General features: G+C 66.3%; 12 protein-coding genes. 9 read left to right on the top strand and 3 right to left on the bottom strand.

All coding sequences use genetic code 11. The annotated features are described in order from the left end of the window. Window positions 1–7 precede the first annotated feature (7 nt). Genes ACTRWG_RS21525 through ACTRWG_RS21515 form a run of 3 tightly spaced genes read right to left on the bottom strand, consistent with a single transcriptional unit; the run spans window position 8 to window position 5433 of the window. Window positions 8–1984: an acetyl/propionyl/methylcrotonyl-CoA carboxylase subunit alpha gene (locus ACTRWG_RS21525; RefSeq protein WP_462829921.1), complete on the bottom strand. Its 1977-nt coding sequence runs from the start codon at window positions 1982–1984 to the stop codon at window positions 8–10. 10 nt (window positions 1985–1994) lie between these two features. Beyond that, window positions 1995–3611 (bottom strand): acyl-CoA carboxylase subunit beta, encoded by a 1617-nt coding sequence (locus ACTRWG_RS21520; protein ID WP_027235066.1) that lies wholly within the window; start codon window positions 3609–3611, stop codon window positions 1995–1997. Window positions 3612–3648: 37 nt separating this feature from the next. Continuing rightward, the gene (locus tag ACTRWG_RS21515) at window positions 3649–5433 is read right to left on the bottom strand and encodes an acyclic terpene utilization AtuA family protein (RefSeq protein ID WP_027235067.1); all 1785 of its coding nucleotides are present in this window, start codon (window positions 5431–5433) and stop codon (window positions 3649–3651) included. Window positions 5434–5711: 278 nt separating this feature from the next. On the opposite strand from ACTRWG_RS21515, the gene pcaF reads away from it, so the two are divergent. From pcaF to ACTRWG_RS21470, 9 genes are all read left to right on the top strand, one after another. Then, window positions 5712–6914 (top strand): 3-oxoadipyl-CoA thiolase, encoded by a 1203-nt coding sequence (gene pcaF, locus ACTRWG_RS21510; protein ID WP_462829920.1) that lies wholly within the window; start codon window positions 5712–5714, stop codon window positions 6912–6914. 22 nt (window positions 6915–6936) lie between these two features. Then, complete coding sequence (gene paaA / locus ACTRWG_RS21505) at window positions 6937–7914, top strand: 1,2-phenylacetyl-CoA epoxidase subunit PaaA (protein WP_259958542.1); 978 nt, start codon at window positions 6937–6939, stop codon at window positions 7912–7914. A 63-nt stretch (window positions 7915–7977) separates the two neighbouring features. Further along, window positions 7978–8262 (top strand): 1,2-phenylacetyl-CoA epoxidase subunit PaaB, encoded by a 285-nt coding sequence (gene paaB, locus ACTRWG_RS21500; RefSeq protein WP_008562338.1) that lies wholly within the window; start codon window positions 7978–7980, stop codon window positions 8260–8262. After that, complete coding sequence (paaC, locus tag ACTRWG_RS21495; protein WP_462829919.1) at window positions 8262–9023, top strand: 1,2-phenylacetyl-CoA epoxidase subunit PaaC; 762 nt, start codon at window positions 8262–8264, stop codon at window positions 9021–9023. Before paaB ends, paaC begins: the two co-directional genes overlap by 1 nt. 125 nt (window positions 9024–9148) lie before the next feature. Continuing rightward, on the top strand, window positions 9149–9622 hold the full coding sequence (gene paaD, locus ACTRWG_RS21490) for a 1,2-phenylacetyl-CoA epoxidase subunit PaaD (protein ID WP_462829918.1): 474 nt from the start codon (window positions 9149–9151) through the stop codon (window positions 9620–9622). Window positions 9623–9632: 10 nt separating this feature from the next. Further along, window positions 9633–10706: a 1,2-phenylacetyl-CoA epoxidase subunit PaaE gene (paaE, locus tag ACTRWG_RS21485; RefSeq protein WP_027235072.1), complete on the top strand. Its 1074-nt coding sequence runs from the start codon at window positions 9633–9635 to the stop codon at window positions 10704–10706. Between the two features lie 49 nt (window positions 10707–10755). Continuing rightward, the gene (locus ACTRWG_RS21480; protein WP_027235073.1) at window positions 10756–11517 is read left to right on the top strand and encodes a Phenylacetic acid catabolic protein; all 762 of its coding nucleotides are present in this window, start codon (window positions 10756–10758) and stop codon (window positions 11515–11517) included. Window positions 11518–11706: 189 nt separating this feature from the next. After that, complete coding sequence (locus ACTRWG_RS21475) at window positions 11707–12201, top strand: VOC family protein (RefSeq protein WP_027235074.1); 495 nt, start codon at window positions 11707–11709, stop codon at window positions 12199–12201. 222 nt (window positions 12202–12423) lie between these two features. Further along, on the top strand, window positions 12424–13287 hold the full coding sequence (locus ACTRWG_RS21470) for a branched-chain amino acid aminotransferase (protein ID WP_259958535.1): 864 nt from the start codon (window positions 12424–12426) through the stop codon (window positions 13285–13287). Window positions 13288–13331 lie beyond the last annotated feature (44 nt).

Below are 13331 nucleotides of genomic sequence, written 5' to 3'. Positions count from 1 at the left end.
AGCCTGGTCAGGCGCCGTCAATTTCCTGCGGTGAGACTTCCAGCAGAAGCTGGCCCGCTTGAACCTGCACACCGGGCCGCACTGCAACCGATGCGACGATGCCCGCCGCCCCCGCCCGGACTTCGTGCTGCATCTTCATAGCCTCCACAACCGCAAGCCGGCTGCCCGCGGCGACCCTGTCCCCTTCGGCCACGCAGACCTCCTTCAGCACGCCGTGCATCGGCGCAACAACCTGCCCGGCTTGCCCAGCGGGTGCTGCACCGGCTGACGCCCGCTGGCGGGTCAGAGTGAATATCCGCGCGGCGGCCGCCACCTGCAGCGTATCGCCCGCCAGGCGCCAGGACTTGAGGTCCGCCCGCACGCCATCAACCCGCAGGCCGCCGCCTTCCTCCGCCACGCTGTGCTGCCGCTCCCCGCAGGTCACGCGCAACTGGCCCGGTTCCTCACAGACCTGCAGGCTACAGGTTTCCCCGTTGCGCTCCAGGCGCAGGAAAGAACGCAGGATTCCCTGGCCCGACCAGCCCAGCAGTTCCGGCGCCACGCCCCCCGCCGCAGCGGCGCAGCGCTGCTGCTCCGCGCGGTGGATCAGGGCTGCAGCCACAGCCATCTCACGGGAGGCCAAAGGCGCCTCCAGCCCGTTCGGGAAATGGCGGGCAATGAAATCGGTGGCGGCATCCGCTGCGGCAAGCTCCGGATGCAAGAGCACTTCCAGCAGGAAGTCGCGATTGCACGCAAGGCCGAACAGCACGCAGTCCTGCAGCGCTGCCACCAGCCGCTGCCGCGCCTCCTCCCGCGTGCGGCCATGCGCAATCAGCTTGGCCAGCAGCGGGTCATAGAAGGCAGAGACCTCCTGCCCCGCTGCGATCCCGTCATCCACCCGGATGCCAGCGTTGCTCGGCGGTTGCCACTCCGCGATCCGCCCGGCCTGCGGCAGAAAACCCTGCTCCGCATCCTCCGCATAAAGCCGCACCTCGATGGCGTGGCCCTCCAGCCGCACGTCGTCCTGCGCCAGCCCCAAAGGCTCGCCCCGCGCCACCCGGATCTGCATCTCCACCAGGTCCAGCCCGGTGACCATCTCCGTCACCGGATGCTCCACCTGCAGCCGGGTGTTCATCTCCAGGAAATAAAACACCCCGTCCTGATCCAGCAGAAACTCGACCGTGCCCGCCCCCTGGTAGCCGATGGCCTGCGCCGCCTTGACTGCCGCTGCCCCCATCCGGGCGCGCAAGGCTGCGTCCACGGCCGGGCTTGGCGCCTCCTCCACCACCTTCTGATGGCGGCGCTGGATGGAGCAATCGCGCTCCCCCAGATGGATTACAGTGCCATCAGCATCGCCGAAAACCTGCACCTCCACATGGCGCGGCCGCGTCAGGGCTTTTTCCAGGATCACCTCATCGGAACCGAAAGCCGCCAGCGCCTCGCTGCGGGCCAGCTGCAGGGCAGCGCTGAAATCCGCAGGCCGCTGCACCAGCCGCATCCCCTTGCCGCCGCCGCCCGCGGCTGCCTTGATCATCACCGGAAAGCCGATCCGGTCCGCTTCCGCCGCCAGCACATCGACTGCCTGATCCGCGCCTTCATTCCCGGGTATGCAAGGAACCCCCGCCGCAATCATCTTGCACTTGGCCGCGGCCTTGTTGCCCATCAGCGCAATCGCCTCCGCAGAAGGGCCAATGAAAACCAGCCCGGCAGCCGCACAGGCGCGGGCAAATTCTGCATTTTCCGACAGGAAACCATAGCCCGGGTGAACAGCCCCGGCCCCCGCCTCCCTGGCCGCCGCGATGATCTTGTCTATCGACAGGTAGCTGTCCGCCACCGGGCCTTCGCCGATGCGGATGGAGGCATCGGCAAATGCGGCATGAGGGCTGGCGGCATCCGCATCGGTGTAAACCGCAACGCACGCCAGCCCCATCGCCCGTGCCGTGCGCATCACCCGCAGCGCAATTTCGCCGCGGTTGGCCACCAGGATCGTGTCGAAACTGCTCATCCCGCCTCCTTCAGATCCGCGCCACGCCAAAGCTGTTGGGGTTCAGCTGCCGCGCCCGCGCTTCCTGGCAGGTCTGCAGGCAAAAGCCGATCACCCGCCTGGTGTCGCGCGGGTCGATCATCCCCATGTCCAGCACCCGTCCCGAGGTATAGAAGGCGTCAGACTGCCCGCCGAAATGCGCGGTGATCTTCGCGCGCTGCGCCGCCAGCCGCGCCTCGTCCGCCTCCACGCCCTTGCGCTCCGCCGTGCGCCGGGCGACCTGTTCCATCGTCAGCGCCGCCTGTTCGCCGCCCATCACTCCGGTCATCGCATTGGGCCAGGTGAACAGGAAATCCGCGCCAAAGGCATAGCCGCACATGCCGTAGTTTCCTGCCCCAAAACTGGCACCGGTGTAGAGGGCGACCTTCGGCACCCGCAAATTTGTCACCGCCTGGATCATTTTGGCACCGTGCTTGATCATGCCCGCCCGCTCTGATGCGGTGCCGACCATGTAACCGGTGGTATTGTTCAGAAAGACCACCGGCGTGCCGGCCTGGTCCATCGCCTGCAGGAAATGCGTGACCTTGGCGGCCCCGTCCGGGTCCAAGGGGCCATTATTGCCGAGAAGGCCAACAGGCTGCCCCATGATCCGCGCCTGCAGGCAAAGCGTGGCCGGCCCGTAGCCCGGCTTGAACTCCCGCAGCTGCGAGCCATCGGCAATCCGCGCCGCCACCTCGCGCATGTCATAGGGCTTGCGGTAGTCCACCGGCACCACGCCCGCAATCTGATCAGGCGGCAGCACTGGTTCAGCGTAATCCGGCAGCGCCGGCGCGCAAGGCTGCCAGCCCAGCCCGGCCACCACCTCCCGGGCGATTTCAATGCCATGGGCATCATCCTCGGCCAGATACTCCACCAGCCCGGTGGCAGCGGCATGCATTTCAGCACCGCCAAGGTCCGCGTCCTGCGCCACCTCGCCGGTCGCCGCCTGCACCAGCGCGGCGCCCGCCAGCATCGCCATGCCGTTGCCCTTGACCCCGATAACATAATCCGACAGCCCCGGCTGATAAGCGCCGCCCGCAGTCGACGCTCCGTGCAGCACCGTGATCACCGGAATGCCCGCCGCCGACAGCCGCGCCAACCCCGCAAACATTCCGCCGCCATGCGCCCAAAGCTCCACCGTGTAGCGCATCAGGTCGGCGCCGGCGCTTTCCACCAGGTGGATGAAGGGCAGCTTCTGCCGCTCGGTGATGTCAATCGCGCCCAGCGCCTTGTCCACCGACTTCTGCGTCATCGCGCCGGCATTGATCCCGGCATCATCGGCAAAGACCATCGCCCGCACGCCCTCGACATACCCGATCCCCAGGATGATCGAGGCGCCGGGGACTGAGGTCTCCGGATCCGGGTCATCCACCAGATAGGAGGCCATGTTGTACAGCTCCAGGAACGGCAGCCCCGGATCCAATAGCGCCGAGACCCGCTCCCGCGGCGACAGCTGCCCGCGTTTGTCAAAAACCGGGCGGCGTTCTTCGGATCTCGCCGCCGCGCGGGCCTCCAGATCGCGCATCCGCTTGACCAGCGCCAGCATATCTTCGCGGTTTCGGGCGAAGGTTTCGCTGTCGGGGCTGATTTTGGTCTGGAATTCACTCATGAACTGCTTTCCCAATTTGCCTTCCGCCCTGCGCACATCATACCGCGGCCTCCAGCAAGTCCGCATCCACCCGCACCGGCGCCGCCAGCAGCAATTGCGCATAGCCCTTGGCCTGGGGATCATTACGCAAGGAAGACGTGCCGCCGCCGCCCAGCGCACCCAGCAGCAGGATATTCATCGCGGCGCTGCCGGGCAGATAGAAGCGCTCCATCCGCCCGTCCCAGAAGTGCCCGAACACCCGGCGCATATGGGGCTCGTCCAGCGCCTCCCAGATCCAGGGCATCAGTTCCGGCCTGCGCGCGATCACCCCGATATTGGCGATGTCGCCCTTGTCGCCGCTGCGCGCCCAGGCCAGGCGGATCAGCGGCACCTCCGCCATCCGCTTGGCCTGCGGCACTGGCGGCGGTGCGGGCGGTTCCACCGCCCTCAGCGGGACAGCCGCGGTCGGCGGCACCGCACAGCTGCCTGCCGCATCCCGCACTGCCACGGGCACCTGCGCCTTGGGCAGCAGGCAGGAAAACAGCGCCAGCACCGGCGAAGGCTTGGGCCGGGCACCCGCAAACCCGCTGAGTCCCGGCGGCGCCGACAGGCCCAGCCCCACCGCCTCCTTCAGGAATACCCCTACCCCGCGGGCATCAGGGTGGCGCACCGCAATCTTGGCCGCCACCTCCCGCGCGGGCTCGCTCTGCCGCAGCCCGCCGAACTGGCTTTCGCTGCCGATAAGCTCAATGCTCACATCGCTGAAATCCGGCAGCTTTGCCGCCTGCAGCACATCCCGCGACCGGGCCAGCGCCGCCTTGGCAAAGGCCCGCGCCTTGGCCTCGGCATCAAGGCCGTAGAAGGTGAAGTAATGGCCGCTGCGGAAACCGTCCTGCCAGGTGATGCAGGTCTTATACGCATCCGGCACCCCGCGCCCCCGGGCACCGGCCACCCGCACCCGGTCCGGCCCGGTCTCTGTCGCCGTGACGGCGGAAAAATCGCACACCGCGTCCGGCAGCACATAGGCCTGCGGGTCGCCGGTCTCATAGAGCAGCTGCTCCGCCACCGTCCCGCGCGATACAAGGCCGCCGGTGCCTGCAGGCTTGGTCACCTCAAAGGAGCCATCCTCGCGGATCTCCGCAATGGGGTAGCCGATCGCGGCCATATCCTCCGCCGCCTGCCAGTCGGTGAAATTGCCGCCGGTCGCCTGCGGCCCGCATTCAAGGATATGGCCCGCCAGGCTGCCGCCTGCCAGCCGGTCCAGGTCCGCCGCCCCCCAGCCGAAGTGATGAATGCAAGCCCCTAGCGTCACCGCGCTGTCCACGCAGCGCCCGGTCACCACAATGTCCGCGCCACGGTCCAGGGCCGCGGCAATGGGAAAGGCCCCCAGATAGGCGTTGACGCTGGCAATCTTCTCCAGCGGCGGAAACGGCGCGCCGGTGAACATATCCTCCGGCGCAGCCTCCGCCAGCTCCGCGGCCCGCCCGAGCAGGTCGTCGCCAGCAACAACCGCCACCTGCAAGTCCAAACCCTTGGCTTCGACCTCTTGCCGCAGGGCCGCGGCGCAGGCCTGCGGGTTCACGCCGCCCGCGTTGGAGACGACTCGCACCCCCTGCCGCGCGATCTCCGCAAGGTTCGGGGCCATTGCCGCCGTTACGAAATCGGTTGCATACCCTGCCTGCGGATCCTTTGCCCGCGCCCGCGCCAGCACCGCCATGGTGATCTCGGCCAAGTAGTCATAGACGAGGAAATCCAAGCCTCCCGCCGCCAGCAGCTGCGGCGTGGCCAGGGCGACCTCCCCCCAGAACCCGGCAGCGCCGCCGATGCGCAGAACCTGTGGCATAGCTCCTCCCCCCTTGGCCGTCATCCGCTCACAGCATACACGGATTTGCCCGCAAGCGGCGGCCCCTTGCTACCAGCCTGGCCGCCAAGGCCTTGGCTTCGCAACAATAACCCCGCGTTCACTGCGGCGGAGGCTGCGCCCGGCCTCACGGACGCGTTACAGAATTTCCAAAGGTGAAAGTTTCAGGTTACATTTCACTTGCCGCGAATCATCTTCCGGCGTAATACCGACCCAACGGTCGGCTTATCCCGCCGCCGCCACAGGAGACGCGAACACCCATGGATGCTTTCATCTGCGATGCCACCCGCACCCCGATCGGCCGCTACGGCGGCGCGCTGAGCCAGGTGCGTACCGATGATCTTGCCGCCCTGCCGATTGCCGCGCTTGCCGCGCGCAACCCGGACGTGGACTGGGGCTCCCTCGATGATGTGATTTTCGGCGATGCCAACCAGGCCGGTGAAAGCAACCGCAACGTGGCCCGCATGGCGGCGCTGCTGGCGGGCCTGCCCGCCTCTGTGCCCGGCACCACGATCAACCGGCTCTGCGCCTCCGGCATGGACGCGGTCGGTATGGCGTCCCGCGGGATCAAGGCGGGCGACTACGATATGGCCATCGCCGGCGGCGTAGAAAGCATGTCCCGCGCCCCCTTCGTGATGCCCAAGGCAACCTCTGCCTTCACCCGCGCCAATGCGGTTTACGACACCACCATCGGCTGGCGCTTCGTGAACAAGAAGATGCACGAGATGTACGGCACCGACTCGATGCCGCAGACCGCTGACAACGTGGCCGAGGACTACGGCGTCTCCCGCGAGGATCAGGATGCATTCGCCGCCCGCAGCCAGGCCCGCTGGGCCGCCGCGCATGAGGCCGGCATCTTCAAGGACGAAATCATCCCGGTCACCATCCCCCAGCGCAAGGGCGATGACATCGTGGTGGACACCGACGAACACCCCCGCCCCGGCACCTCGGCTGAGAAGCTGGCGGGCCTCAAGGGCGTCAACGGCCCGGACAAGACCGTGACCGCTGGCAATGCCTCCGGCGTCAATGACGGTGCCGCAGCAATCCTGATGGCGAATGAGGCGGCGGCTGCGAAGAACGGCCTGAAGCCGATGGCCCGCATCGTCGGCATGGCTGCCGCAGGCGTAGAGCCGCGCATCATGGGCATCGGCCCGGTGCCCGCCACCCGCAAGGTTCTGGCCCGCACCGGCCTCACCATCGACCAGATGGACGTGATCGAACTGAACGAGGCCTTCGCCAGCCAAGGCCTTGCGACACTGCGCGAGCTTGGCGTTGCCGACGATGCGCCCCATGTTAATCCCAACGGCGGTGCGATTGCACTGGGCCACCCGCTCGGCATGTCCGGCGCGCGGCTGGTGCTGACCGCCGCCTACCAATTGCAGCGCACCGGCGGGCGTTATGCGCTCTGCACCATGTGCGTCGGCGTCGGACAGGGCACCGCCCTGATCCTGGAACGCGTGTAACGAAGATTAGGAGGTCCCAGACATGTATGCTCAGATGATCAAATCCGAGGCGACCCAGGACGATCCGGAGAAGCTGGCGGCCTTCCAGGCGCGCATCGACGCGGGCGAGAAGATCGAGCCCAAGGACTGGATGCCCGAAGGCTACCGCAAAACGCTGATCCGCCAGATCGGCCAGCACGCCCACTCCGAAATCGTCGGCCAGCTGCCCGAAGGCAACTGGATCACCCGCGCGCCGACGCTGGAGCGCAAGGCGATCCTGCTCGCCAAAGTGCAGGATGAGGCCGGTCATGGCCTGTACCTCTACTGCGCGGCAGAGACGCTGGGCGTTTCGCGCGACGAGATCACCGAGATGCTGCTGGACGGCCGCATGAAGTATTCGTCGATCTTCAACTACCCGACGCTGAACTGGGCCGACATCGGCGCGGTGGGCTGGCTGGTGGACGGTGCGGCGATCATGAACCAGGTGCCGCTGCAGCGGACCTCCTTCGGCCCCTACTCCCGCGCGATGATCCGCATCTGCAAGGAAGAAAGCTTCCACCAGCGCCAGGGCTATGACGCCATCCGCCAGATGGCCGAGGGCACCCCGGAGCAGAAGAAGATGGCCCAGGACGCGCTGAACCGCCTGTGGTACCCGTCGCTGATGATGTTCGGCCCGTCCGACAAGGACTCGGTCCATTCCGCCCAGTCGATGAAGTGGAAGATCAAGATGAACACCAACGACGAGCTGCGCCAGAAGTTCGTCGACCAGACCGTGCCGCAGGCCGAATACCTGGGCCTGACCATCCCCGATCCGGACCTGAAATGGAACGAGGAGCGCGGCCACTACGACTACACCGACCCGGACTGGAGCGAGTTCTTTGACGTGATCCAGGGCAATGGCCCCTGCAACGTTGACCGCCTCGCCGACCGCAACAAGGCCTGGGACGACGGCGCCTGGGTCCGCGACGGCCTGCTTGCCCACGCCAAGAAGAAGGCCGCGCGCCAGCACGCCGCCGAGTAACCCCAAGCATTCCGGCGCTCCGCCCTGCCGCGCAGCGCCCCCTCAGCCAGGAGGATTTAAGACATGAAAAACGAATGGCCCCTCTGGGAAATCTTCATCCGCGGCCAGCACGGCATGAGCCACCGCCACGTCGGCTCCCTGCATGCGCCGGACGCCGAGATGGCGATCAAGAACGCCCGCGACGTTTATACCCGCCGCAACGAAGGCGTGTCGATCTGGGTAGTGGAAGCCAACCACATCTCCGCCTCCTCGCCCAGCGACAAGGGCCCGCTCTATGAGCCGTCCGAGTCGAAGGTCTACCGCCACCCGACCTTCTTCGACATCCCCGAAGAAGTGGGGGCGATGTAATGACCCGCGACGACGCATTCACCCAGTTCCTGCTGCGGATGGGGGACAACACCCTGATCCTCGGCCACCGGGTCAGCGAATGGTGCGGCCATGCGCCGGTGCTGGAAGAGGACATCGCGCTGGCCAACACCGCGCTGGACCTGATCGGCCAGACCCAGATGTGGCTCGGCCTTGCCGGTGAAGTGCAGTGCGAAGGTAAGTCCGCCGACGACCTCGCCTTTTTGCGCGACGCCTGGGATTTCCGCAACGTGCTGCTGTGCGAGGTGCCCAACGGCGACTTCGGCCGCACCCTGATGCGCCAGTTCCTGTTCGACGCCTGGCATTCGATCCAGCTGGGCCGCCTGATGAAATCCTCGGACGAGCGGGTCGCCGCAATTGCCGAGAAAGCGTCGAAAGAGGTGGCCTATCACCTGGAGCGCTCCGCCGACACCGTGGTGGGCCTGGGCGACGGCACCGAGGAAAGCCACCGCCGGATGCAGGAGGCGCTGGACTATCTGTGGCCCTACGTGGGCGAGATGTTCCAGTCCGACGAGGCCGACGCCAAAATGGTGAAAGCGGGCATCGCCCCCGACCCGGCGTCCCTGCGCGAAGAGTACGACGCCCTGATCTCCCGCATCCTGGGCGACGCGACGCTGGCCATTCCGGAGAGCCGCTTTGCCCACAAGGGCGGGCGCACCGGTGCAATGCATACCGAGCACCTGGGCCACCTGCTGACCCAGATGCAATGGCTGCAGCGCGCCTACCCGGGCGCCAAGTGGTAAGGCCGCGGCCAACGAACTGAGGGCATCGCCCGTCACAAGCGGCGGGCGTTGCCCCCCGCCCCGCGGGGGCGGGACGGGCGTTGCCCGGCGCACTGCCGGGCAGAACAGCCAATGAGGGTAACCGCATGAGCCAAGTGAAAACTCAGCCAAGCATTGACCAGATCTGGGACTGGCTCGACGCCGTGCCCGATCCGGAAATCCCGGTGATTTCGCTGGTGGATCTGGGCATCATCCGCGACGTGGCCTGGGAGGGCGAAACCCTGGTGGTCACGGTCACCCCGACCTATTCCGGCTGCCCGGCTACGTCGGTGATTGCTATGGACATCGAAACCGCCCTGCGCGGCCACGGCATCACCGATCTGAAGCTGAAGACCCAGATCTCCCCCGCCTGGACCACCGACTGGCTGTCTGACAAGGGCCGCGCCAAGCTGGAGGATTACGGCATCGCCCCGCCCCAGCCCGCGGGCGGTCCTGAAAAATGCCCGCACTGCGGCAGCAAACATGTCACCAAGGTCAGCCAGTTCGGCTCGACCCCCTGCAAGGCCCACTGGCGCTGCCAGGACTGCCTCGAACCTTTTGATTATTTCAAGTGCATCTGAGGAGACCCTGATGGCGCGCTTTCACGACCTTGAAGTCACCGATGTCCGCAAAACCATCCGCGATGCGGTGGTTGTCACCCTGAAGCCCGTGAACGGCGCGGCTGAGGAGTTTGATTTCACCCAAGGCCAATACCTGACCTTCCGCCGCGACTTCGACGGCGAGGAGCTGCGCCGCAGCTACTCGATCTGCGCAGGCAAGGACGAGGGCATCCTGCAGGTCGGCATCAAGCGCGTCGACGGCGGCGCGTTCTCGACCTGGGCCAACACCGAGCTGAAGACCGGCGACACCCTGCAGGCGATGGCGCCGATGGGCACCTTCTTCACCCCGCTCGAAGGCACTGCCGAAAAGCACTATCTGGGCTTTGCCGGCGGCTCCGGCATCACCCCGGTGCTGTCGATCCTCAAGACCACGCTGGCGGCGGAGCCCAAATCCTCCTTCACGCTGGTCTACGCCAACAAGGGCGTGAACACGATCATGTTCCGCGAGGAGCTGGAGGATCTGAAGAACCTCTACATGGGCCGGTTCAACGTGATCCATGTTCTGGAATCCGACGCGCAGGAAATCGACCTGTTCACCGGTCTGGTGACCGAAGAGAAATGCGCCCAGCTGTTTGAGCACTGGATCGACATCGAAAACGTGGACACCGCCTTTATCTGCGGTCCTGAGCCGATGATGCTGGGCATCGCCGCCGCGCTGCGCAGTGCGGGGCTTGAGGACAGCCAGATCAAGTTCGAACTGTTCGCCTCCGCCCAGCCGGGCCGCGCCAAGCGCAAGGCCGCCGCAACCGATGCCGCCAGCAGCGCCAACCAGACCAAGGCCGCGATCACCCTGGACGGCGCCACCCAGACCATCGAGATGGGCAAGGATATGACCCTTCTGGATGCGGCGCTGGAGAACGCCATGGACGCGCCCTACGCCTGCAAGGCCGGCGTCTGCTCCACCTGCCGCTGCAAGGTGCTGGAGGGCGAGGTCGAGATGGTCGCCAACCACGCGCTGGAGGATTACGAGGTCGAAAAGGGCTATGTGCTGTCCTGTCAGGCCTACCCGGTGACCGACAACGTCGTCGTGGACTACGATCAGTAAGGCAATTTCAAAAAACCGGGTAGCCCGGAGTTTTCAGGGAGGGCGTTTCATGTCCGAAGAGATGAGCATCACAAGCTATCTGGCCCAGGGCGGGGTTCTGACCAACCCGTCCAACGTGCCGCCGCGCTACCGCGCCGAGCTGATGAAGCTGATGGCAACCTTCGTCGACAGCGAACTGGCCGGAGCCGCGGGCTTTGCCGACATCATCAACGAAGGCCCCGGCATCAAGGCCCGCATCGCCGCGGCGCGGATCGTGCTGGAAAAGACCGACCACGCCGAGAAGGTGCTGCGGATCATGGGCGATTTCGGCGCTGACACCGAACGCTATGCCGACCATCACCCTTGGACCGCGCGGCTGGAGCGGGATGCCGACATCGGTCAGAGCCGCACCAAGCACGACATGCGTCTGGCGGTGTTCAACTACCCGCTGGAAGGCTGGGCGGATGCGGTGGTGATGAACCTGCTGATGGGCCGCGCGGTGGTGCTGCAGCTGGAGGAGCTTAGCCATGTCTCCTATCAGCCTCTGGCCGAAGCCTTCCGTGCCATCCTGCCGGTGGAGACCCGCCATGCGGAGCTGGCCGAAGAAGGGCTGATGGTGCTGGTCGAGGCCCAGGGCGCTGATAGCCTGCAGGAGCTGGTTGACTACTGGTGGCCGCGGGTCGCCGCGAGCTTTGGCCAGGAGGCCTCGGAGAAATTCGAAGGGATGAAGGCCATGGGCCTGCGCCGCACCCCGAATGCAGAGCTTAAGGCCCGCTGGCAGCAGGACGCCGGGGCCATTCTGGACAAGGCCGGCCTGAAACCGGCCGCCTGATCTTCACCCGCAGACCTCCCGCCCGGGCTGCAGCGCATCACAGATGCGCGGGCCCGGTTGGGCCCGGCGCGCCCGCCGCGCTGCGCCGCTGCCGCTGTGCAAATCCACAGGCACATGGTGCGTTGCCGCGGAATGGAAGCCGATCCGCTCAGCAGCCATATCTGCGGCACCAGACAGATGGAGGCTGCAATGAGCACCGGCACGGCAACACTTCCCGCAGGCACCGGCATCGGCCATGTGCACCTGAAAGTTTCGGACCTGGAACGTGCGATCCAGTTCTACAGCGGCGTCCTCGGCTTTGAGGTGACCCAGCGGCTGGGCAGCTCTGCCGCCTTCCTGTCGGCGGGCGGCTATCACCATCATATCGGCCTCAACACCTGGCAGTCGCGCGGCGGCCCTGCCCCGGCGCCTAATGCGACCGGCCTCTACCACACTGCCATCCTGCTGCCGGACCGCAAGAGCCTCGCCGCGGCGCTGCGGCGGGTGCTGGAGGCAGGCATCGCGCTGGAGGGCGCCGCCGATCACGGCGTCTCCGAGGCGATCTACCTGCGCGACCCGGACGGCAACGGGGTGGAGCTGTACCGCGACCGGCCGGAGGCGGAATGGCCGCGCGGGCCGGACGGAAGCCTCGCCATGGGCACAGAGGCCCTGGACCTGCAGGCTTTGCTCGCGGGGGTTGAGTAGGTCAGCCTTGCTGCCCGAATGTTTCGCGCGCGAAACAATTGGTCAGAATGCCTGACCCAACAGACGCAGCGTCAGAATGGGCGCAAGCACCGGACAGCCCATTGTAAAAAAACAATAAATAGGCCGGGCCGCAGTCTTCGCCAGGACACCTGCGGGCAATGTTAGGTCTGGACCTCTGACCTTTCCCTGCCTACCCTAGCGGCAAGCAGAGGGAGGGAAATCATGGCTGTAAGCGGCACAATCCGGACCTATTTCAACGGCAGCTGGCACGACGGCGACTTGGCGGTGATGCGGGCGGCGGATCATGCGATGTGGCTCGGATCCTCGGTGTTCGATGGCGCGCGTTTCTTCGACGGGGTGACCCCGGACCTGGATCTGCACTGTGCCCGCACCAATGCCTCGGCCGAGGCGCTGCTTATGACGCCCACCCATTCGGTTGAGCAGATGGCAGAGCTGATCCGCGAGGGGCTGGAAGGCTTTGCCCCGGGTTCCGCCGTCTATATCCGGCCGATGTACTGGGCCGCCGACGGCGACGCGACTCTGATTGCCCCTGACCCGGACAGCACCCGCTTTGCGGTCAGCCTGGAGGAAATCCCGATGGCGGCGCCTGAGGCCTCCGCTACGCTGACCCGCACCCGCTTCCGCCGTCCGGTGCTGGAAAACGCGGTGGTGAATGCCAAGGCCGGCTGCCTGTATCCCAACAACGCCCGGATGCTGCGGGAGGCGCGCAGCAAGGGGTTCACCAATGCGCTGGTGCTGGATGCCATGGGCAACGTTGCGGAAACCGCCACCACCAATGTCTTTATGGTGCGCGACGGCGAGGTCTTTACCCCGATCCCCAACGGCACCTTCCTGGCCGGCATCACCCGCGCCCGCCACATCGCGAACATGCGCGCCGATGGCATCAATGTGCATGAATGCGTGCTGGGCTATCAGGACTTTGAGGCGGCCGACGAGATCTTTCTCTCCGGCAACATGAGCAAGGTGACACCGGTCACCGCTTTCGACGAATGCCAGTATCAAACCGGCCCCGTCGCCAAGCGGGTGCGCGAAATGTATTGGGATTGGGCCCGCAGCCAGACCTGACACAAGGCGCTGCGCCGCCTGGTACGGCTCCCGCCCGCTCCGGG

It is taken from the genome of Leisingera sp. G5_S3_59_S7, from assembly GCF_054968485.1.
This window is presented reverse-complemented; position numbering and strand designations above follow the sequence as displayed.

Bases quoted from the DNA above. Each gene is read 5' to 3' on its own strand.
- paaE (WP_027235072.1), top strand. From the start codon at position 9,633: ATGGCGCGCTTTCACGACCTTGAAGTCACCGATGTCCGCAAAACCATC.
- ACTRWG_RS21475 (WP_027235074.1), top strand. From the start codon at position 11,707: ATGAGCACCGGCACGGCAACACTTCCCGCAGGCACCGGCATCGGCCAT.
- pcaF (WP_462829920.1), top strand. From the start codon at position 5,712: ATGGATGCTTTCATCTGCGATGCCACCCGCACCCCGATCGGCCGCTAC.
- paaB (WP_008562338.1), top strand. From the start codon at position 7,978: ATGAAAAACGAATGGCCCCTCTGGGAAATCTTCATCCGCGGCCAGCAC.
- ACTRWG_RS21515 (WP_027235067.1), bottom strand. From the start codon at position 5,433: ATGCCACAGGTTCTGCGCATCGGCGGCGCTGCCGGGTTCTGGGGGGAG.
- paaD (WP_462829918.1), top strand. From the start codon at position 9,149: ATGAGCCAAGTGAAAACTCAGCCAAGCATTGACCAGATCTGGGACTGG.
- paaA (WP_259958542.1), top strand. From the start codon at position 6,937: ATGTATGCTCAGATGATCAAATCCGAGGCGACCCAGGACGATCCGGAG.
- ACTRWG_RS21525 (WP_462829921.1), bottom strand. From the start codon at position 1,984: ATGAGCAGTTTCGACACGATCCTGGTGGCCAACCGCGGCGAAATTGCG.
- ACTRWG_RS21470 (WP_259958535.1), top strand. From the start codon at position 12,424: ATGGCTGTAAGCGGCACAATCCGGACCTATTTCAACGGCAGCTGGCAC.
- ACTRWG_RS21520 (WP_027235066.1), bottom strand. From the start codon at position 3,611: ATGAGTGAATTCCAGACCAAAATCAGCCCCGACAGCGAAACCTTCGCC.
- paaC (WP_462829919.1), top strand. From the start codon at position 8,262: ATGACCCGCGACGACGCATTCACCCAGTTCCTGCTGCGGATGGGGGAC.
- ACTRWG_RS21480 (WP_027235073.1), top strand. From the start codon at position 10,756: ATGTCCGAAGAGATGAGCATCACAAGCTATCTGGCCCAGGGCGGGGTT.